The organism is Streptomyces sp. NPDC058632, assembly GCF_042717095.1.
GTDB lineage: Bacteria > Actinomycetota > Actinomycetes > Streptomycetales > Streptomycetaceae > Streptomyces.
The window spans coordinates 1-21,509 of the sequence record NZ_JBHXQZ010000090.1 but is presented as its reverse complement, the minus strand read 5'-3'; the positions used below and the strand labels follow the sequence as shown (position 1 = coordinate 21,509).

The window sequence follows — 21,509 nt, the reverse complement described above, 5'->3', positions numbered from 1 at the left end:
TGCGTCCTTGCTGCCCACGTGCCCCAGTCAAGCCCGTCCTGCCCGTGTGGCGGGCGGCTTCACGGATTTTGATCACGAGTGCCGGACGATGAGGTATCGCCCCGGCGGATGACAGCCCGTGCACGCCTGCCTGCCCCCTGATGCGTGCTCACCGCCCTTTTCCCGGTTGCTCGTTGCGGGGGTCCGCGAGAGCTTCGGCCAGGACATCGGCCGGCAGGCGGGCCCAGCGCGCCAGATCCTCCAGCGCCATCCCGGCCGTGAGGGCTGCTGCTGCGGTCTCCCGTACGGCCTGCTCGATCAGCGTGGCGGCATGGCCGAGGTTGCCCAGCAACTGCTGCGCTGCGTCGGCGGTCTTGCCGTACTGGGCACCGCGCAGCTGGGTCAGCTGCTCTTCGGCGTCGTTGACCAGGCTGGCGATCCGTGCCCGCTGCTCGGCCGGCACCGCAGAGCGCCACGTGGTGCCCGAGCCGGGCGCGCTGCGCTCCTTGGACAGGACGCGCAACTGTCCGGCCATGGACGCGGGCTGGTGCTCCTGGCGCAGCCACCACGGATCGTTGCCGTACCCAGGAGGGCCCCCGGCGCCGCGGCGGATGCGGATGACAGCGCCCATCCACGAGGTCAGCGGACCGCCGTAGTCGGTGGCGGCCAGCGGCCCCAGCCACCCCCGCCCGACCCGCTCGCCCAGCCGGCGGCAGAACATCCCGTCGGCGGGCAGCGGCCGCGGCCGCCCGGCGCCGCTGTCGGCCCACGCCAGCTGGGCCATGGCCGGATCCAGCAACGCGTCGGCCATGGCCACCACCTCGGGGAAGACGACCGCGTTCCGCCCCACGATCCGCCACCGCTCCAGATCGCCCCCGGCGTCGCCGCCCGCGACCTGGTGCAGGCGCCGCGGCCAGATGGTCTCCCGATCCCAGTGCAGGGCCTGTTCCCACCACCGGGCCACCACCGCGTGCGCCAGAGCGAACACCCTTGCCGGCTCTACTCCGGCCCGTGCTGCCCGCCGCGCCACCCCGGCCCACCGCCGCTGCGCCGCGGCCACTTCCGGTACACCCCGCACGTCCAGATACTCAAGAGGCTGGTCGGCATCCGCGTCCAGGAGCCACCGCCCGTGCCGGGCGCACACCCGCTCCCATCGCGGTGCGTACCGCACCACCCGCACGACCGTCCCCGTGCGCCGGGCCGCGCACAGGCGGCAGCCGAAGGCGACCGGCCCGGCGACCGCGCCGCCGGTCCGCCACGCCGCCGCCGGCACCCCGTTCTTTCCGGCCGACAGCTTGGCGTTCTCCTGTCCCCAGGACGGCAACGCCCGCGCCAGAACGTCTTCCTCGACGCTGCACAGGCCTGCCAGGAGCTGCCGTCCGGCTGCGTTCAGCAGCACCTCGGCGTCGGCCCGCGCGCCCCCGCCGTCGTGCCCAGGCGGGTAGTTGCGCCACTGCCAGCACGACCGCAACACCTTCGCTTCCATCCCGTAACGGCTCGCGATGCGGCAGATCAGCGACGAGGTCGTCTCCCCCTGCAGGGGAGCGGTCCGCAGCAGGCCGGGCGGGGTGTTGGGTCACTCCACCACGGTCTCGTGTCCGCCGTCCCGGCGGGCGCTTTCGCAACGGATGCCCAGCGGAGTCCAAGCAAGCCGGTTCCCCGAGAACGGCTGTGAAGAGCTGATCTCTTTCGCAGCTGCCTCTCGGCTCCTTCGCCAAGCCGGGGGTCACCCGAGGTCACCCCAGCTGGTTTCAGTCCCAGCGCACGGACCTGTCTCTTCTGGTCCTCACAGCAGCCGCGGCGCACGGGCCCAGGTGCCGCGATGACGGGACACTGGGCGGGACTCCAGCTTCGACTGTCCTGTCGCACCGAACCTTGAGCGTTCTCACTGAAGGTTGAGTGGCAGGTTCGAGCGCCGTAGTTCGTGTCGGACGACGTGGTGGTGTCAGTGGTCGGCGACTCGACGGCGGGGATGTCGCGGATCATGCGGAGGTGGTAGGCCGTCGATGGCGGTGTCACCCTCGGTGGGTATGAGGAGGCCAGAGTTGATGAGGCCCGCGATGGCGGCGGCCCACTCCGGTGAGTCCCGGTCGCGGGGGAGGCGCTTCCTCGTCGTGCGCGTGGAAGAGCACCGTGGCGTCGAGGTCGGGGAGGGCGTCGCGTTCCAAGGGCGGGCGGGGCTTGCTCCAGGCCAGGTTGCGGTCGGCGGGGTGGAGCCAGGTCATCTGTGCGTGAGGACGTCGTTGCGTGGGCTGAGGGTGAAGCGGTGGGGCGCCGCACGGCGCAGGGCTTATGGGCCGCCGCGCTCGGGGCTGCCTGGGTGTGGGCGACGGTGGCGCTTCTTCGCGGACACCGGCTGACCACGAGTTCCACCGAACGAACCGGGCCCGGTCTGTACCCCGGGACAATCCGGGTACAGACCGGGCCCGGTCGTTATCAGTTTCCGAGCTGGGCAACGACCTTGGCGTGGGCAAGGTCATCCCTCTGGGAGGCAACGACCTCGGCGTCCCAGTCCTGCACGACCTGCTGGATGGCCAGCTTGTCGGTGGAGAGCCTGGACTTCGCGGGAAACTTCATGGTCATGTGCCCCGGGGCCCAGACGAACAAGGCGTACTTGGCGCGCTCAGAGCCGTTCTCCCCGGCTTCGAAGCGGCGGTAAGCGAAACGCACCTTGGCGTCGTCGGGCGCCAACCGGCCGCAGAAGGCGTCGTAGTCCGAGTCCACGCTCACGTGATCGACGATGTACTGACGGTAGCCGTCGTCGGCGAAGACGGCCCACGTAAGATCGCCCGCCCTGATCGATTCGTACGTTCTTTGGACTTCCGGGTCAATTGCTGGCATCAGTTTCCTCCTACAGGTTGACTTCAGGGCTCATGTCGGGTCGGACATACCCAAAGTGTCGTGATCGCCGGGCGAGATCTCCCCCTAAGCAGCAGAGAACACTCGATTGGGTAAAGCCGCTCTCCCACTTGTTCGTCATCGGCTACATACCGGCTCCGGCATCGGTCGTGGCCGTACGGGCAGTGATCCACTCAACCTTCAGTGAGAACGCTCAAGGTTCGGTGCAACAGAACATCGACGCCTACCAGAACGCATTCCGTACGCAACGAGTGCGCAATACGTACGGTAACCGTACGCTGTCTGTACGGTTCATGGACTAGGGTGTTGCTCAGGAGGTGTTCCATGTCCGAGTTGTTCGATCGGATCGATGCGCTGGTCGCGTCCCGGTCTCCGCTGCCGCCGCCGACGGAACGCAAGCGGCTGCGTGCCGCGCACGGCCTGACCCTGGATGAGGTCGCGGCCGCCCTGGATGTGCGGCGGGCGACCGTCAGTGGCTGGGAGGCCGGCAAGACCGAGCCGAGGCCGCCGGAGCGCGAGGCGTACGCTCGACTGCTCGGTAAGCTCGCGGAGCTCTACCCCGCCGGCCTCAACGCCACGGCGCCCGCTGAGGACACGACCGTTCCGGAGACGTTCTCGAGCGCTCCCGCCCCGGCTCCGCAGGCGCAGCCTGTGCCCACAGACGTGGTGCCGGAGGCTGCGGCCATGACGACCGAACAGAACACCCAGATGCCTCCGGCGGCCGCGCCCAGTCCGGCGCGTACCACCAGGACGACGTCGTCGGCGTCGCGACGCCCGGCCGCGAAGGAGGCCGCCCCCACGAACACCCTGGCCGATGGCACGGACCCGCGGTTCGAGAATGGTCCGCTGGCGGTCGTCGACGTCGGCGCCGATGGGCAGGTGCTGGCGTACTGCATCGGCGGCCTGGTCCTGGACGTGCCCGCCAAGTCGGTCCCGGCCCTGGTGGACTGGACGCTGCGCGAGGCGAAGCTCGGGCAGCCGAAGCTGTCCGGGCCGGGCAAGGACGCCGACCCGCTGATCGTGCTCACCGAGGCCGCGCTGGAGCGCTACGGCCTGCCGGTCGCGCTCACGCAGGAGGAGCGGCTCGCCGGGCGGATTCCGGAGGGCCACAAGGCCATCAAGCAGCTGGTCCGCGCGGAGTGGAAGCTGACCAAGCGCGGCTTCGGGCCGTGGGCGCGGATCTATCGCCCCGCCACCGGTTCGGAGCGGGCCTGCGTGCAGCTGTGCGTCCCGTCGTGGAACGCGCTGGACACGCGGCACTGGGGCGAGGCCGGGCAGCTCCCGCCGGCGGAACTCGCGCGCGTGCTGGGCGTGTACGCGTCCCGGGTGATGACGCCGCGCGGATCGACCGCCGTGACGGGCCTGGAGCTGATGACCACGCTGCACCCGCCGACCCGGGCTTCCGAGCCGGACGCGACGGGGAAGCGGCACTCCGAGCGCAACCCCGGCAGCCTGGGCAAGGACCCGGTGGACTGTGCGCCGTGCGAGGCCCCCGACGGGCACCCGCTGCTCAAGGATCTGCCGCGCTTCCACGTCCGCGGCCCCGGGGAGAAGCTGTTCGAGGAGGCGTACGACTGGGCGCGGCCGATGACGGATGCCGAGTGCACCCTGCGGCACTTGGTGGGCATCGACGTGAACATGGCCTTCGCCGCCGGCGCCAACGGTCTGGTCGTCGGCCTCGGTGCGCCCACGCACGTCAAGGCGCCGGTGTTCGACGCGAAGCTGCCCGGCTCGTGGCTGGTCGACCTGTCCCACGTCGACCTGTCCCGGGTGAAGGCCGGCAAGGACAAGTGGGCGGACCTGGACGCCAGTCTGCTGCCCAGCCCGTTCACGCCCAAGGGCGGGCGTCCCGAGGGCCCTGCCTGGTACGCGACGCCGACCGTCGCCTACGCGGTGGAGCTCGGCTACGACGTCACGCCCATCGAGGCGTACGTCCGGCACGACAACGGCCGCTACCTGGACGGCTGGTACCAGCGGCTGCGTGACGCCTTCCTCGCCACCATGGCCGACCTCGGCGTGCACGCCGACATGGATCCGGCCGACTTCCTCGCCGCGATGGACGGCTACCGCGACCGTGACCCGGAGCTGGCGATCGTCGTCTCGGCGGTCAAGGCGACGGTCAAGGGCGGTCTGGGCAAGCTGCGCGAGCGCCCGCGTGGTGAGGGCTGGCGGCCCGGCGAGCCGTGGCGGGCGCTGTCCCGCCCGACGTGGCGGCCGGACATCCGCGCGGCGGTCATCTCCCGTACCCGGATCAACCTGCACCGCAAGATCGTCAAGCACGCGGCCTTCACCGGCCAGTACCCGGTCGCGATCCTGTCCGACTGCGTCGTCTACGCGGCCAACGGCACCAGCCCGCTGGACCTCCTGCCGTACCGGGACGGCAAGCCGCTGCCGGGCGGCTTCAAGCTCGGCATCAACCCGGGCCTGGTCAAGCACGAGGGCACCCAGAGCGTCCTGTGGGGCGAGGAGGTCCGCGACCGGTTCGACGCGCCGGAGCTCAACCTCGCCCGGTACATCAAGGACGGCACCGTCACCGACGTCGACAACGGAGAGTAGGAGAAGGCGACGATGAGCCTGTTCGGGGACGGCCTGGACGCCGCGGTGCAGAAGGCGTTCACCCGCCCGGCACCCAAGAGCGCGGGCCCGCAGATGCGGTACCTGGTCAAGCAGATGAAGGGCACCAAGCCGGTCGCCCAGATGCTGCGCATCTCCCAGCGCACCGTGGAGCGGTACGTGAAGGACCAGATCAAAAAGCCCCGCCCGGACCTCGCCGCACGCCTGGAGCGTGAGGTGAAGAAGCGGTGGCAGCCGCAAATCCGGGCCAAGGCCCGGCAGAAGGCGGCGACCACCGGCGGCATCGTCATCGACACCCGCGCCCGCATGGGCTACACCGCGCCGATCGGGTCGACGGACCAGGACCGCATCCGGCACCTGACCGTCGCCCTGCCGCCCCGCTACGCCGCCCGCCTCTTCGAGGCCCAGGAGGCCGGCGTCACCGAGCAGCAGCTCCAGGAGCTCGCCGCCGAGGCACTCAAGGAGGTGTACTTCCAGGACAACGGCCACCGCGCCGGGAGCCTGGAGGAGGTCCGGTTCACGGACATCGAGCACGTCGAGTTCGACCTGTAGCTGCCCGACGCACCGCGAGCCCCGGACCAGCCAGTCCGGGGCTCGTTCGCGTGTGTCGGGTCCGACCACTTCGACGCCGGGGGACTTCGCCGCTCAGGCGGTCTGGGCGGCACGGCTGATGCGGCCTTGCGTGTACATGAACAGGATGGTGATGTACTCGCGGAACAGCGGCGGGTTGGCGCAGCACACGGTGGCCAGCGAAGGCACCCCCTTGGTGGTGGCCGGGTAGCGCCCCTCGTCGCCGTTCGGGTCGCGGCGGTGCAGGTCCCGGATGAACTCAACGACCAGGTGCTGGTCGTCGCCAGCGGCGAACAAGTCGTCGTCGGCTTCCTCCAGCTGCTTCAGCAGCTTCCCCAGGTTGTGGCCCTTCTCCGGTCCGAGGAGGGCCTTCAGCGAGAGCTCAGCCAGCTGCCGGGCGAGGAAGAAGGCCGGCTGCGGGACCCCGGCGTCGATCAGCGCGATGGCGCCGTCGAAGAACTCACGGATCGTTTCCTCGGGCGCGTCCGTGCAGTGGTCGCGGGACAGACACAGCGCGTCGGACCACTCGTGGTCGGTGCCCAGGTCGCCGAACGGGCTTTGATAGGTCATGACGGACATTCTGTACCGCTGGTGTGACTGACAGAGACCGGTTTTCCGGGCTCGGAGCGTTAGTCCTCGCTGCCGGAGTCGAAGCCCTTGAGTGCCGGGTCCAGTTCGGCCGCCGCACCACACAGGGAACACAGCCGGGTTCCCGGATGCTCTGCGGCGTCCAGCGCCTTGTCGAGGGTCAGCTTCGGCGCCCGGCGGGTGCTTCCTCGCAGTCGACGGCGTGGATGACGCTCCGGCCGGGACCGCGGCCGCAGCTTCTGCAGGACCCAGCCGGACGGCCGGCGGCTCCCCAAGGATCTGCTGCTCCGTCGTCGGCGACGGCAGCCGGGTCGTGGGGACGTCGTCGTACGAGACGCCGGGCACGGGCTTCACGTGGTCGGGGGCTTGCACCCACACCCCGTACCAGGCGGGCTCCACCTGCCCGGAAGGCGTGTTCTGCCAGGCCGGGACGGCCACCTTGTACAGCCAGGCGCCCGGGACCTGCTGGCGCTCCTGGAGGCGGCCGGTGACCTCCTGTGACTACCAGAGGCGCAACGTCTACGGGCTCACGCTGGAGGACTTCCTCGCTCACCCCGAGGTGCACCGCTGCCAGCCCTGGGGCCTTGCCAGGTCGCCGCCTGTGACCGGCAAGGCGAGACCAGAGACGGGTACTGCACGCCCCACGCCCACCAATGCCGTCACCTCCGCCAAGAAGGCGTCTTGGAGGACGAGGATTTTTGGCGGCTGACCAGCTGGCCCGGTGACCAGCCTGGCCGCCCTCTGGATCCGAACGTCCTAGCGGGCGAACTCGGCCAGTTCAGGGTCGCGGCCGGCGCGGCGTCCCGTGCGGTCCGGCTCGCTGTCGCGGGTGCGGAGGGCCACGTTCCGGTGAATGCGACCCCGGAGGGGTATGCCGCCGACCCATTCATGAATCACACTTGGTAACCAATCGACTGCTCTGCGTTGCCATCGGGTGATTGCGTCCTGTCCTTCGCCCCTGGCGGAGGCGGGGCACTGCCGGCGGGCCGCTGTGCCGCGGCTTCACCGACGCGGAGAGCCGCGCGGGCCGCCATCGGAGGGGGAGAGCTCATGGACGTGACGGAGGGACCTCGGTCCCGCGGGGCAAAGACAGCACGGCGCAGGAGAGGCCGGTTCGTGGTGCGCGTGCTCGCCATCGTCGGGCCGGCGGGGGCCGGGGCAGCTGCGGCCGCCCTCACGTCGGGGAGTTCGGGCCCCGTGCGGGCGCAGGAAGCCGGTCAGGACACGAGGGCCCGGCCGACGGTGGCGGTCTCGCTGGGGGACAGCAGCATCTCCGGTGAGGCAGGCCGGTGGCAGGGCAACCTCGCGATGAAGCACTCCCCCGGCACCGATATGTGGGGGACCGACAGAGCCTGCGCTCCGCGGGCGCCTCACCAAACCGTGTTCACAGGCGGGGGTCACCCATGGCGCTGACGGTCGACGAACTGGTTGCACTGTTCCCGGCGGGGGGTGCCGGTACGTTCGAGGTCGACACCGGGCGGCTCGGGCTGAGCGGCGAGGCCGAGTCCCTGGAGCACCTGCCCAGCGGCGTTCTGACCCTCACTGAGGCGACTGCCGACAGCGCTGCTCTGACAGTGACCGGCAAAGTCACTTTGGCCGGTGAGGAGATGCCGGCCAGTGCCCGGTTCTTCGCCACCGGCACGGCGGTCGACGCGCTGCTCTTCGAGGCGAGCCCGGCGACCTGGCTGCTCCAGACCGCCGTTGCCCGCGTCGACCTGTCCGGACTGTCCGGCGGCCGGTCGCTGCGGGTCCTGCTGGCCGCCGGACAGGCCGCGGCCGCGGCGGGACGGTGCCCCGGCACCGGGCCCTGGGTGGGTTTCCAGCTCGGCGGGGCGGTCGCCGACCCGCTGGAGTTCCGCGCCGAACTGCGCAGGGAGTCCATCGGCACGGCCCAGCCCCTCGACGGACCGCCGCTGCTGATCACCCCGCTGCTCGAAGCCCTCGGCGAGCACGGCGTCGAACTGCCCGGACCGCTGGTCGACTGGCTGGAGCGGGTCCAGCTGCACCAGCACCCGATGGGCAAGACGGACAACCTGATGGTCACCGCCGAGGCTCCGGTGGACCACGGCACCGGTGCGAACCCGGTGGAAGTGCTGGTGCTGCGGACCACGGTGCTCGGCCGCACCGGCCAGGACGGCAAACCCAAGGCCACCACCGTCGCCATGGTCCGGGTCCGCACGGACTGGGACGGTTCCGGGCTGCCGGTGGTCGGGCCCATGATCGGCAACGGGCTGCTGTCCTTGCCCGCGCTCCAGATCATGTACGTCTCCGAGAACCTCGGCGCCGAAGACGTCATCAAGATCAACCGGGTGGTCACGGAGTACAACCTCGGCCCGCTCCAGCAGTTGCCGGTGGTGAACGAGGCGGCAGGGGTCCCGCTGGGCAAGAATGTGAGTGCGGCGGTCCACCTCGCGGTCATGGGCAATCCGACCCCGGCACTGGTGATCACCGTCCCGCCGAAGTTCGGACCGGATCCGCAGAGCCCGGACAAGCCGGGGCTCGAATACGAGTTCGTGATCGGCAAGCAGTTCGGGCCGGTCTACCTCTCCGCGATCGTGTTCCGCTACGACCTTAAAAAAGGTTTGCTGATCGAGCTCCAGGGCCAGGTCACGGTCGGTTCTCTCACCTGGCAGGTCGCCGGGCTCGGCTTCTACGTCGGCATGAGCGGCGGCTTCCCGCTGCTGCCCTTCCTGCACGGCATGAACATCGAAGCCACCGCCGCCGACGGGCTCATCGGCCTCAAGGGTGGCCTGCTCAACAAGACACCCGACGACCCCACCCTCGACTTCGAACTCGCCGGACTGATCCTCGTCCAGGCGATGGCGGTCGAACTCGGCGCCCAGGCCGTGTGGGCGCGCAGCGTCGAAGGCTGGCACTCGGTCTTCATCTACGGCGAGGTCTCCCTCCTCGGCGGCGCCTCAGTCTTCGGCCCGCCGCCCTTCACCGTCACCGGCTTCTCCGCCGGATTCGGGATCAACAGCTCCTTCAAGAAGGTCCCCACCGGCGCCGAGCTCGCCGAATTCCCGCTGGTGGCACGGCTGGACGCGGCCCAAGCGCTGCCCGGGGACCCCGCCCCGACGCCGTACACCCCCGAGGACGCGCTCAAGGCCCTCACCGGACCCACCGGCTGGATCCGCCCCACCGAGGGCCAGTACTGGATCGCCGCCGGAGTGAAGTTCACCAGCTTCGGCTTCATCGAGACCAAAGCCCTCGCCGTGATCGAACTCGGCGACTCCGTCAAGGCCATGCTGCTCGGCCGCACCTCCGTCAGCCTGCCGCGCACCCTCAACCCGAACGCACGGGCCATCGCCAGGGTGAACATCGGCCTGAGCCTCGGCTTCAGCTCCGCCGAGCACTGCCTGTCCATGGACGTAGCCCTGCTGCCCGGCAGCTATGTGCTCGACCCGTCGATCGAACTCACCGGTGGCCTGGCCGTCTACGTCTGGACCGGTGGAAGCCGTGCCGGGGACTTCGCCATCAGCCTCGGCGGCTACCACCCCGCCTATAATGTCCCCGCGCACTACCCCCGGCCCAAGCGCCTCGGGTTCGTGTGGTCCCCGGCCAGCGACATCACGGTGCGGGCCGAGGCCTACGCCGCGATCACCCCCGCCGCGTTCATGTTCGGCGGGCGCCTGGCCGCCGTCTACGACAAGGGCATCTTCTCCGCGTGGTTCACCGCACACCTCGACGTGCTGGTCCAGTGGAAACCCTTCTACCTCGATGTCCAGCTCGGCATCAGCATCGGCGTCGCGGCCACCATCAAGGTCTGGTTCGTCCGGGTCCGCATCTCCGTCGAGGTCGGCATCGACCTCCACCTGTGGCTGCCGCCCTTCGGGGGCCGGGCCACCGTCAAACTCTGGTTCATTTCCTTCAGCTTCGGCTTCGGCTCCTCCCGCGACAACACCCCCGCCGTGGACTGGCCCGAGTTCCGCACCCAGATCCCCGCACCCGTCCGGGTCATCCCCAACGATGGCCTGCTCGCCGACGCCGATCAGGGTGAGATCGCCCGGCGCGCGGCTGCCAAGGAACCGACCCTCGTCTCCTCGGCCGGATTCACCTTCACCACCGAAGCCGGCATCCCCGCCTCGCACCTGTACATCAACGAACGGCTGATCGAGCAGTCCGACGAGGGGACCATCGACATCCGCCCCATGCGGAAGACCGGTGTCACCTCCGCCCACTGGGTCACCATCACCAAGGACGGCACGACCTTCCACCCCACCGACCACTACTGGGTGGTCAAGCCGGTCACCGCCACCGTCGCCCCCGGCCTGTGGGGCAAGCCCCTGGCCAAACCCGGTGATGCGCTCGACGGCGACGAACTGCTCGAAAACCGCCTCACCGGACTGAGGATCACCCTCCCCAAACCGGACTACGGCACCGACACCGGGCCCGTCACCTCAAAGGCGCTCTCGTACGAAGGACTCCCGGACGGTCGCATGCCCCTGCGCGTGTCCGACCCCGCCGGGCCCGAGCCCCGGGCCGACGACCAGAGCGTGCGGACCATCGTCGACACCGTCGCCGCCCCCACCGTCAAGGCCCGCCGCACCGCCGCGCTCAGCACCCTCGCCCGGCTCGGCGCGGGACCCGGCGCCGGCACCGACAGCCCGCTCACCGGCTATGCCGCACTCGCCGGCCGCAGTCTGACCACCCCGCCCCTGACCACCACCGCGACGAGGTGACCGGCCGTGACCGCTGAACCGGATCTGCGCATCCACTTCCTCGACCACCTGATCCCGCGCGCCACTCCCGGCGACTACCGGGTCGTGGTCAAGAACACCCTCAGCGACTCCGGCGGCGAACTGGACGCCCAGGACAAGCTGTCCCCGTCCGAGGAGACCTTCGAGATCAAGGCTGTCCGCTTCGTGCTCAGCGAAGCGTCCGTCCACGCCTACTACCCGCCGCGCGAGAGCACCGGCGCCTACACCAGGACCCTGCCGCACATCACCCTCAGCCGGTCGATCCTGCCCTGGGAACGCAACCTCGCCGGAACCCGCGCCGAGCAGCCCCCGGCCCGCCCGCCCTGGCTCGCCCTGCTCGTCTTCGGCGAGAACGAACTGCCCGACGACCCCGCCGCGTCCGGGGACACCGTGCTGCGCACCGTCGAGGAGCTCCGGAACCCTGCCGAGGCGGGGGTCAAGGGCCCGAACCTGCCGTCCGGCGGCGTCGACGAGGCTGAGGCCCGGAGCACGTGCCGGACCATCGACGTCCCGGCGGACCTCTTCAACGCGGTCGCCCCGCGCGAGGACGAGATGTACTACCTCGCCCACGTCCGCAAGGTCGTCGACGCGAACAGGACCCGGGCCGACGGCGAAGTCCTCGAAGAAGGGGAGTACGCGGTCGTCAACGCCAACCGCTTCCCCCACAACCCCGGCAACTACGCCGTCCACCTCGTCTCCCTCGAAGGCTTCGAGGGCCGCCTGTCCGGCACCCTGCCCGGCGGCACCACGGCCGTCCGCCTGTGCTCGCTGCACAGCTGGAGCTTCACCAGCAGCGAAGGGCCCGCCGCCGACCCCGGAGCACTGCTGGAGAACCTCGTCGCCCCCAGCACCGCGGACCCCGAAGAGCTCGAAGAGCTCGCCCTGCGGCTGCCGGTGACCGCACCGGTCACCGACGACCCCGAGGACGGCTACGTCCGCGACCGCCTTGCCCGCGGCTACACCGCCGTCCCGCAGCTGACCCTCTCCGGCGAACGCACCTTCGCCTGGTACCGCGGCCCGGCCACGCCGGTCACCGCTTTCGACGTGCCCGCCGAGCACAGCCCCGGCCCGCACACCACCTCCGACCACGCGCTCATCTACGAGCCCGAGCACGGCATCTTCGACGTCAGCTATGCCGTCGCCTGGACTCTCGGTCGCACCATCGGCCTGGCCGACCCCGAATACACCACCGCCGTCAGCCGGGCCCGCCGCGAACTCGCCAACCGGGCGACGACGCTGATGGCGCTGGCCGGAGACCCGGCGCGCGCCTCGGTCGACCCGGATGCCCCACCCGCCCTCGGCGCACTGCGCGAACTCGCCTCCGCAGGCTTCCGCGAGCGGCTCAGCACCGGGCTCAACAGCCCCCAGCTCCCGGACGACGCCGGACGCAGGACACCGCAGCCGAGAGTGACACGTACACAGGCAAGGTCCGTGCTCGCGGAAGAACGCGCCGTCTCCCTGCTGCGCACCACCGCAGAACGCAACGCCGGGGCCATCGCCGCCTGGCAGGCCCGCCTCGGCCTGCTCCAGGGCGTGCCGTTCCACCACCTCGTGCCCGACCCGCGCATGCTGCCCCTGGAATCCCTGCGGATGTTCCGCCTCGACCAGGGCTGGCTCGACGCGCTCGTCGCCGGAGCCGCCGACGTCGGCGTGCACACCTCCGTCGACAGCCGCCTCGCCCCCGAACTCAACCAGGCCACCACCGCCCGGTCGGGCAGCGCGAAGCGGGCCGTCGGCGGGCTGCTCATCCACTCCGAACTCATCCCCGCCTGGCCGGATATCAAGGTCACCGCCTACCTCGAGGACGGCACCGTCCTCACCGAACTGCGCCGCGCCAAACCAGACAAGAGGATCCTGCTCGTCCTGTGGGACGGCGTTCCCGACAAGGTCGTCATCCGCGAACCGGGACAGGGCATCCACTACGGCATCGATTCCGGGAACCGCCTCGGCCTGCGCAGCCTGGCCGCCGATCCGCCGATCGGCACCCCGCTGGAGACCTACTACCCGGCCACCGGCAGCCTCTTCGACCTCCACCTGCGCTCCGACCCGGACGCCGGACCCGCGGTGCTTCAGATGTTCGGCACCGGCGGCCTGGTGCCCGCCCTGGCCCGGGAGTTCGGGCTCACCGACCTGGATCCCGGACAGCTGGCCCTGGAACTCGTCAACGCCCCACTGGAACAGGAAATCCTCAGCCCCACCGGCACCGCTGCCCGGACGGAGACCGCCTGATGAACGCCACGGACCTGATCGTCCCCGTCAAGGTGCACGCCCTCGTCGTCAACCGGCTGACCCACACCACCGAGACGTTCAACCGGTGGACGCCGAACTTCGACGCCATGATCGAGGAGGGCGCGGGTGCGGAGCCGGCCCCCGGCGTCGGCACCGAGACCATGGGCCCGGACAGTGAAGGCGTCTACGTCCAGTGGCAGCTACCCGAGGCGCTGGCCAACGGGCACTACGACCAGACGACAGGGGAGACGACCTTCCCCTTCGTCCCCAACCGCTGGCTGGTCGTGCGCTACAGCACCGCAGCGGCGGCGCCGGACCGCAAGGCCGTCGGGTGGATCGTGCAGAGCGACTACCTGGAGAGCCGCCCGGTCCAGGACGCCGACGGCAACGACGTCCGGGGCACCAACAAGCACCCGAACCCCGATTCGCCGGAGGGTGCTCCGCTGGAGCTGACCTTCCTCGGCCGCCGCCACGACCTCACCCAGGCGCCGTGGACCGAACCGCACGCCCAGAAGCCGCACCTGACCGCGGCCGGGCCCGGACTGCCCGGCTTCGCGGCCTACCAGCCGTACAACAAAGACGTGTTCTCGATCCACGACACCCTTGAGGACCTCAAAGGCGGCTTGGACAACTACCCGCCCGACGCGACGCTCAGCTACTTCGTCGTCGGCTGGTACAGCGACGACGCACTCGACTACCTCAACCGCGCCGCGTCCGTGCCCGGCCTGCTCCCGCCGGACGCGGACGGGACGGCCGACCTCCTCGAAGTCCTCGGCTGGAACACCCCCGAAGGCACCGACGCCGACGCCCTGGACCGCACCCTCTACAGCGGCTTCGCGCTGGGAGTGGACTGGCAGCGCGAAGGCGCCACCCATGAGTCCGACAAACCGAGCAACGTCGAGCTCAGCACCATCCTCACGCTGGGCAGCAGCAGCGCCGAAGCCCTCGGCAGGCTGACCGCCCGGCAGACCCGGTCCGCGCGCACCGGGGACCTCGTACGCTCGCTCTTCCACGGCACCCTCGAAACACTCGACACCGCCGACGGCGAAGAGGACCTCGACACCCTCACCCACCACTCCTGGTTCTCCGGCTCCGACGGCGGCCATGTGTGGAAGGTGACCGCGCGCCCCGTCGAAGGCGACGACGAACTGCCGCCCCCGCCACCGGAACCCGGATGGCTGGCCGAACTCAACCATGTCCAACGGCAATACGACGACCTCACGCCCAGGCTCCGCCGGTCTCAGCAGCGCCTGTGGAACATCTGGTGGCTGCGCAACAAGCCGGTCCCCGCCTTCACCCCTGAGCACCCCGCGGGGTTCGACGACGCAGCCGATGTCCAGCTCGACGAGAACGATCCGACGAGTCTGGCCGGGCGGACCAAGGCTTTGCTCGACGAGCAGTTCGTCCTGTTGAGGCAACTGCCCACCGGCACCACCCCGGAGGAACTCGCGGCCGACATCGGGAAGTACGCGACCGAACGCGGACTCGACCCGCGCTACCAGCTGGAACGCACCGCCCGCGAGTCCTACTACCGTCCCGCCGACCCGGTCGTGCTCATCAAGGACACCGGTGCCAAGGAACCCCTCACCCGGGACACCCCGCTGCCCTGCCGCCTCCCCGAAGCCCTGATCACCCGGATCACCGTCGACGGCAAGACCTACGACCGGCCCACCACCGCGCCCAGCCCCCCACTGGCCGGACTCCCCGACGCCTGTACCCCGCTGCTCGCCGAGTTCGCCCTCCTGGACCAGGTGGCCCGGGTCCCCGGCGCTCTCGACGCGGCTCTCGCGGACCCCGCCGCCGTCACCGGGCCCGTCCCCGAGCACACCGCGCCGTGGCGGCAGCCCTGGCTGCCCATGCACCTCGAATACGAACTGAAGTACTGCCCCACGCCCTTCCAGGCCGACGACACCACCTACTGGACCTTCAACGGCAGCCGCTACGAATGGTCCGGCCGGGGAGCCCAGCCCGGCGGCGGCGAAGCCGACCTGCGCTGGCTCACCTTCAAGAACCGGGCGTTCCTCACCCCGAGCGCGCCGTTCGTCCTGCAGAAGCAGATCGACCGCTACCTCGACACCTACTCCGGCGCCCCCACCGAAGGCCTGCTCGCCCTGCGCGAGGAAGTCGGCGACCCCGGAATGCTCTCCCAGCGCCTCGACGGCTTCCACGACTGGCTCGTCCAGCAGGACGGCACCGCCAGGACCACCGTGCACGTCCCCGCGGCCACCGCCAGGCTCGTCGGCGACATCCAGAGCGTCCCGGAGGGCGGGCCGCTCGAGCCGCCCGCCGACGACCCGGGAACACCGTTCCAGCCGGTCCGCGCCGGCCAGTTCGCCTTCCACGACCTGCGCATCGTCGACCGCTTCGGCCGCACCTATGACATCGTCAACAGCAGCAACTACGAACAGGTCTCCCTCACCCTCGCCGAGAGCGTTGCCCCTGACAGCGTCCTCGACGAGGACCTCGTCGGCACCGCCCGCTTCGTCCAGCTCGGCCCGCGTCTCCTCCAGGGCGCCCGCGTCCGGCTGGAGACCGTACGCGCCGTGGACGGACAGCGGCTCTCACCGATGGCCCGCGCGGCCACGACGGAAAATCCGCTGGCCGGCTGGCTGCTGCTCAACCATCTCGACCAGACCCTCGTCGTCCACGGACCCGACGGCGTCTGTCTCGGCGAACTCCGCGTCGTCAAGGACATCGACGGCGCGGACGACAGCGTGTGGCTACCGCTCCCCGGCTCGCCCCATCCAGATGTCGACGCCCGGGAGTTCGAGGACGCCATGCCGCACCTGGCCCGGTTCGTCCGCACCCTGAAGGACAAACCCGCTGCCGCGCTCACCGGTCTGCTCGACACCATCGACCAGACCCTCGACACCATTCTCGACGACGCGGCCCAGGAGGACGGTTCTCCGCTGCGGCTCGTCGGCCGTCCGCTCGCGCTGGTGCGCGCCGATCTGGGCGTCGAGCTCGAAGGACCGCTGCTGAGCAACCCGAGCTGGGACCAGGTGCTGGGGGAGTCGCAGGAGGAGTACGACGGCTACCGCTGGCCGGTCCGGCTCGGCAACGAAAAGCGGCTCGGCGACGGGCTCATCGGCTACTTCGCCGGGGCGACCGGGCCCGACCAGGAGACGTCGTACGACCTCTTCCACGCGGTCATGCCGCAGGGCGGCGGAGGCTACCTGACCCCGATCGGCAAGGGCCACGGCCTGGCCGTGCCCGCGCGCATCCCGGACCAGCCGGTGAAGCACCACCTGACGCTACTGATGGATCCGTACGCGGCGGTGCATGCCACCACGGACATCCTCCCGGTAACGAAGGTGCAACTGCCCGACGACCTGGTGTCCGAGGCGATGCGGCGGATCCGGGCGTCCTTCCGGCTCGGCCCGCTGCTGGCGGCCGAGCGGGTCGACAAGGCCGAGGAGGCCCGGCGGGCGCGGGCGCAGGAGGAGCCGACGGAGGCCGGTGTGGTGCTGCCGCAGCCCGCGTCCTGGCACGGGGCGTGGAGCTGGGCCGAGCCGCGCGGGTCGGACACCGAGTGGGTGGAGCTGCCGATCGTTCCGGCTGATTCCGCGGCGCACTTCGGGGACCCGCAGGCGCAGGCCCGGTACGGATACCTGCTGCTCGACGCGACCGAGACGTCCTGACACCGCTTACTGAAGGGCTGTTGCATGAGCGTCATCATGGTGAACACCACCAACCTGCTGCCGTACGAACCGTCGACCGACCCGAAGCCGTTGCGGGTGAGCTCCGCCGAGGAAACCGAATACGGCTCCGTCAACATCAATGTCGGCGGCGGGATCACCACGCCGGCCTGGTGCAACAAGATCACCGTCCGGGTGCCGGTCGGCGCCGGGGCCGAGCACCTCACCACCGAAGGCGCCGCCATCAAGACAGGTGCCAGCACCGGCTGGACGCCGTCCGCCCCCACCGTCTCCGGCGGCTTCGCGGTCATCACCTTCACCCCGGCCCGCGCGGTGCAGTTCACTGGGCAAATCATCACGCTCACCCTGTCCAACATCGCGGTCAACCGCACGGCGGGTCAGGTCTCCATTGAGATCGTCGAGAGTTCGTCAGGGACGAACGGGAGTTTCACCAACAAGGACGCTGCGGTCGTGGTGGACAAGTTCCCGACCGGGTTCGTGTTCCGGAACTTCGCGCCCGAGAAGATCATGGTGGAGAACGGTGAGGCCGCCGTGCTCCGCTGGGAGGGCTCGGACGCGAAATACACGATGCACTGGGGCGACACCCCCGCCGGAGTCTCCCTCGACAAGGAACGCGTCTGGCCCACCCCACGCGGCCTGACCACCGTCACCGGCTTCATGCTCCGCGCCGAAGTCACAGCCGGTGGCGCCACCCTCACCCACACCCTGACCACGGCAGTCACCGTACGCATCCCTGACCTCGTCGTCAGGAACCTCACCGTCCAGGGCCCGGCCACCTTCGCCGACAACGTCAGCCTCAGCAATACCGCGAAGGACCTGACGGTCGCCGGATCGGTGCGCGGTGCGGGCAGCAGCCCGCTGCGGGTCAGCCAGCCCGCAGGCCTGAAGGTCGACGCGGGCCTGAACGTCACCGGGGCGAGCACCTTCGACAACAACGTCACCGTCACCGACGACCTGACCGTCAAGGGCGAGCTGCACGCGCAGGGAATCACCCGGATCACCGACCTGCGTGGGCCTTACGGAGAACCGCTGAAGATCAACAGTCATGTCGAAGTCCTCAACGACAACAATGTCACCGTCACCGACGACCTGACCGTCAAGGGGGAGATGACAGCCGAGGGCGAGCTGCACGCGCAGGGGCTCACCCGGATCACCGACCTGCGCGGGCCTTACGGAGAACCGCTGCAGATCAACAGTGACACGGTATGGCTCAGCGGCAACGATGTGACGTTCAACGGTGGGGTCCGCGTTTCCGGTGCACAGGTCATCCGGGCAGGTGACACCATCCAGGTGACAACCGCCTACTTCGGTTCGACGCGCTACCTGAACGGAACGAGCAACGACAAGCACGAAGATTGGAACGGCGATAAGTGGCCTGCCGCCATGTGGGCCAACAACGACTCTGCCGCCAAATTCACGATCAAGAGGTTGTGAGGAAGCTTGCTGCCCGCCACCGCTCGCTGGTTCGAGTTGTCCGCGGACCTGTGCCTACGGCGCGCGCCCTGGGCAGGTATTCCTTGAGCTGTCTCGGTTCACGGCCGACTACGATGCGCGTCCAGGGAGATCACCGGACGCGCGCTCGCCCCCTGGACCGCCAGACGCCTGTCGGCGGGAGGCTGTTCGCGATGCAGACAGGGATGTGCCGTCCTCGGCCGAGCCCTCGAAGCCGCTCTTCGAAGCGGAGTGCGCACCCTTGTAGAAAACCTCGTCGACGGCACCGGAAGCGGCGGTCGGCGCGAAGTGCGGGTGGAAGGCGCTTCCCTCGCTGCCGGCCACGCAGTGCACGGGGAAGGAGTTCCGGTAGTCCGGGTGGTCGGAGAAGTGGCCGCCCGGATCGATGTGGTGGTCGCGGGTGGCGACGATATGCGCGTACTCGCTGCCGGCGGAGCGCTGGACCATGTTGACGCCGATCGGCCAAGTCCGCGGCTCGTTCAGACCGATCCGCACAAGTATGAAGGAGAGGGCGGTATGGCTGACGTTGCTATCGCCGCCAAGCAAATCGGGGACGTTGTTCCAGGGTTGAGCGGTGGCTGAGTCGGTGCGCCGCGATCCGCAGGGGTTGCCGCCCGGTCCCCGGCTGGATGCTGGTGCGTGGCGGGCGTGCGAGCGGGAGCAATGCGAGAGCCTGAGCGCGTTCGGTCGGAGGTACGGGCCGGTGTTCACCGTGCACGCCGAAGGCAGACCGCCGCGTGTCTACGTCGCCGTTCCCGAGGCCATCGAGGACATTTTCGTGCGGCATCACCGGGGCCTGGTGGGCCTGGGGCCCAGCATGTTCGAACCCCTGGTGACCAGCCGGTCCGTCGCCTTCTCAACGGAGTACCCCACCGGCTGGCGCGGCAGTTGCTCGCTCACACACTCGGCACCCAGGACCAGGACGGACGCGCCCGGGCCATCGCGCACGTCGTCGCGCGCACTCGTGAGCAGTACAGAACGTAACGACGGCGACGGCCGGTACGTGGTGTGCGACGGCCACGCGATGACCGCCCGCCTCCAGGTAACCGACGGCCAGGTCGTGCCCGGATCCCGGCCTGAACAGTCCGGCCGACCTGTGTCATCTGTGTCATCACCCCCCCGTTTTCCCAGGTGGGCACACTCACCTGTGTCACTGTTCAGCTGATCTGTGTCATCGCCAGCGAGCGGAACCCGGGAAGCCCGCCGGACCCAGCAACCCGCCTCCAGAACCTGGGTCCCGCAGCTTCGTACGGCCGGGTTCGTCCGGAGTGGTCCCCACGGGCCGGGGCGGCCGATACCGTTGGAGCAGACGCCAGTTCCGCCCTCCTGGAGCCCTCGATGAGCGAACAGCCGGCCCTCGCCGACCACACCCGGCAGCAACTGGAGCCCGCAGCCGCCGACGCGGTCCGCGCGTACGCGGCCAGGACCCGTGAGAACGCCGACCAGTTCGCCGCCGTCCTGGAGGACATCGCGGCCAACGGGCTGCCCTCGGTGGAGGACTGCACGCCGTGGGAGGAGCTGCGCGAGGCCCACCTCGCCCGGCTCGCCGCGCAGCGTCCGGCCGTCGCCTGATGGCCCCACAGCACGGCTCCCGCCGCGCCCGGATCGCCTTCTCCGACTCCGCCGCGAAGCAGCTGCAGAACATCACCAGCGAGGCGGAGATCCACGCCTTGGACCGCGCCCTGGTCGTCGTCTCCGTCGACCCGGACGTCGGCGAGACGATCCCCGGTGACGCCGCCGGCCCTCAGCTGCGCCAGTACGCCGACGAAGTCGAGCGCGTACGCCTTTTGTACTGGATCAGCGCTTTGCGCACCGTCGTGGTCGTCGCGTACATCGAGGTCTAGCCGCCGAAGGAGCCCAAGGTGCCGTCCGACATCAAGCAGTTCACCGCCGGCCGACAGCTCACCGGGCTGCGCCGGGTGCTGGACTGTGTGAGGTCGCACCGTTGTTGCGGTGATCGCACGCCGTTGACCTGCGATGCCGCAGGTGAGTTGCGGCGGATTCTGGACCCGATTCGGGCTGTTTGACCTGCAGCCTTGCAAGTTGGGTGAGACTGCCGCAGTTGCTGTGAGAACGCCTACTGCGGATCGCCTGGACGGTCAATGAGATCACCTGCGCGATGGGCCACTCCGATGACGCTGGCTACCTGCTGCAGCTCCGGGAAGCCGAACGCACGGTGCGTTTTCCCCGACTCGGCCTACGGCGGCAACCGGGAGCCCGGCTTCTTCCACTGGGCATTGGCCGGCATCGGCATACCGTTTCTGCGGAAAGGCCCAGGACTTCCGGTGGGGTGCTCAGACTGCCTAGGGCAGGATTTCCGTCGCGGAGCCTCCATGATCGGCTGCTGGACGTTGCCGGCCCTGCCGGCTGTGGGTTCGCGATCCGCGAACCCACACGTGGCTTCCCGTCGATGGTCAACCAGCGCCGTCATCGGCGATGTCAGTGCGTCCCTCTAGGCTTTGGACCTGTGACGACAGCATCATTGTCCGGTGTGGTCTACCCCTGGGCGCGGCAGACGGTACCGCTGGGAGACTGGGCACCCGGCCGAGACCGGAGCAGCGCGCCTGCTGAGGAAGGGGACCACGGTCGGCGGTTGGCGGAGCTACGGGGCGTGCCGGTGCTCACCCTGTTCGGAGAGCGGGGCGCGGGCAAGTCAGTGGCGCTTGTGCAGGAGTACCAGACCCTGGAGGCTGCACGTGCCAAGACGCGGTGGTTGAACCTGGGGCGCCACCAGACAGAGTCCCAGGTTGTGACAGCTCTGGCTGCTACGTCCGCTGCCCGGGAGGTGGGGGAGTGGTGGGTATGGCGTTGTCACGTTGTTGGGTGTGCGGGTGTCTGACGGGGTGTCGAGGTGTGGTGGGGCCGGGTGCCGGCCCTGGGCTCAGGCCGCGGCGGGCCG

At 69.9% G+C, this 21,509-nt stretch carries 12 protein-coding genes and 2 pseudogenes; 9 read left to right on the top strand and 5 right to left on the bottom strand.

Features of this window, described 5'->3' with window-relative positions; translation table 11 throughout:
* Positions 1 to 148 precede the first annotated feature (148 nt).
* Both ACFWVE_RS27965 and ACFWVE_RS27960 read right to left on the bottom strand, forming a co-directional pair.
* On the bottom strand, positions 149 to 1,465 hold the full coding sequence (locus tag ACFWVE_RS27965; RefSeq protein WP_384019568.1) for a DNA-binding protein: 1,317 nt from the start codon (positions 1,463 to 1,465) through the stop codon (positions 149 to 151).
* 950 nt (positions 1,466 to 2,415) lie between these two features.
* Positions 2,416 to 2,820, bottom strand: coding sequence for a hypothetical protein (locus tag ACFWVE_RS27960; RefSeq protein WP_384019565.1), 405 nt, complete (start codon positions 2,818 to 2,820; stop codon positions 2,416 to 2,418).
* A 342-nt stretch (positions 2,821 to 3,162) separates the two neighbouring features.
* Between ACFWVE_RS27960 and tap the strand changes: the two genes are divergently transcribed.
* Complete coding sequence (gene tap / locus ACFWVE_RS27955) at positions 3,163 to 5,394, top strand: telomere-associated protein Tap (RefSeq protein ID WP_384019562.1); 2,232 nt, start codon at positions 3,163 to 3,165, stop codon at positions 5,392 to 5,394.
* A gap of 12 nt (positions 5,395 to 5,406) precedes the next feature.
* Entirely contained in the window at positions 5,407 to 5,964 is a 558-nt protein-coding gene (gene tpg, locus ACFWVE_RS27950; RefSeq protein WP_384019560.1) for a telomere-protecting terminal protein Tpg, read from the top strand.
* Positions 5,965 to 6,057: 93 nt separating this feature from the next.
* Here the strand turns inward: tpg and ACFWVE_RS27945 are convergent, their stop codons facing one another.
* Together ACFWVE_RS27945 and ACFWVE_RS27940 are read right to left on the bottom strand one after the other, a co-directional pair.
* Complete coding sequence (locus tag ACFWVE_RS27945) at positions 6,058 to 6,552, bottom strand: HEPN domain-containing protein (RefSeq protein ID WP_384019557.1); 495 nt, start codon at positions 6,550 to 6,552, stop codon at positions 6,058 to 6,060.
* Positions 6,553 to 6,611: 59 nt separating this feature from the next.
* A pseudogene (locus ACFWVE_RS27940) lies at positions 6,612 to 7,068 on the bottom strand (DUF6233 domain-containing protein); the annotation flags it as partial.
* Positions 7,069 to 7,973: 905 nt separating this feature from the next.
* On the opposite strand from ACFWVE_RS27940, the gene ACFWVE_RS27935 reads away from it, so the two are divergent.
* From ACFWVE_RS27935 to ACFWVE_RS27920, 4 genes are read left to right on the top strand one after another with little or no spacing between them, the layout of a single operon-like run.
* The gene (locus ACFWVE_RS27935) at positions 7,974 to 11,252 is read left to right on the top strand and encodes a DUF6603 domain-containing protein (protein ID WP_384019554.1); all 3,279 of its coding nucleotides are present in this window, start codon (positions 7,974 to 7,976) and stop codon (positions 11,250 to 11,252) included.
* Between the two features lie 6 nt (positions 11,253 to 11,258).
* Positions 11,259 to 13,499, top strand: coding sequence for a hypothetical protein (locus tag ACFWVE_RS27930; protein WP_384019551.1), 2,241 nt, complete (start codon positions 11,259 to 11,261; stop codon positions 13,497 to 13,499).
* On the top strand, positions 13,499 to 17,140 hold the full coding sequence (locus ACFWVE_RS27925; protein ID WP_384019548.1) for a hypothetical protein: 3,642 nt from the start codon (positions 13,499 to 13,501) through the stop codon (positions 17,138 to 17,140). Before ACFWVE_RS27930 ends, ACFWVE_RS27925 begins: the two co-directional genes overlap by 1 nt.
* Positions 17,141 to 17,164: 24 nt before the next feature.
* On the top strand, positions 17,165 to 18,592 hold the full coding sequence (locus ACFWVE_RS27920; protein ID WP_384019545.1) for a hypothetical protein: 1,428 nt from the start codon (positions 17,165 to 17,167) through the stop codon (positions 18,590 to 18,592).
* A 195-nt stretch (positions 18,593 to 18,787) separates the two neighbouring features.
* Here the strand turns inward: ACFWVE_RS27920 and ACFWVE_RS27915 are convergent.
* Positions 18,788 to 19,048: pseudogene (locus ACFWVE_RS27915) on the bottom strand (nicotinamidase); the annotation flags it as partial.
* Positions 19,049 to 19,948: 900 nt separating this feature from the next.
* Between ACFWVE_RS27915 and ACFWVE_RS27910 the strand changes: the two are divergent.
* From ACFWVE_RS27910 to ACFWVE_RS27900, 3 genes are read left to right on the top strand one after another with little or no spacing between them, the layout of a single operon-like run.
* Positions 19,949 to 20,182, top strand: coding sequence for a hypothetical protein (locus tag ACFWVE_RS27910; protein WP_384019542.1), 234 nt, complete (start codon positions 19,949 to 19,951; stop codon positions 20,180 to 20,182).
* The gene (locus tag ACFWVE_RS27905) at positions 20,182 to 20,454 is read left to right on the top strand and encodes a hypothetical protein (protein ID WP_384019539.1); all 273 of its coding nucleotides are present in this window, start codon (positions 20,182 to 20,184) and stop codon (positions 20,452 to 20,454) included. The genes ACFWVE_RS27910 and ACFWVE_RS27905 overlap by 1 nt, the downstream gene beginning before the upstream one ends.
* Positions 20,455 to 20,472: 18 nt before the next feature.
* Positions 20,473 to 20,637 (top strand): hypothetical protein, encoded by a 165-nt coding sequence (locus ACFWVE_RS27900; RefSeq protein ID WP_384019536.1) that lies wholly within the window; start codon positions 20,473 to 20,475, stop codon positions 20,635 to 20,637.
* The last annotated feature ends 872 nt before the right edge of the window (positions 20,638 to 21,509 follow it).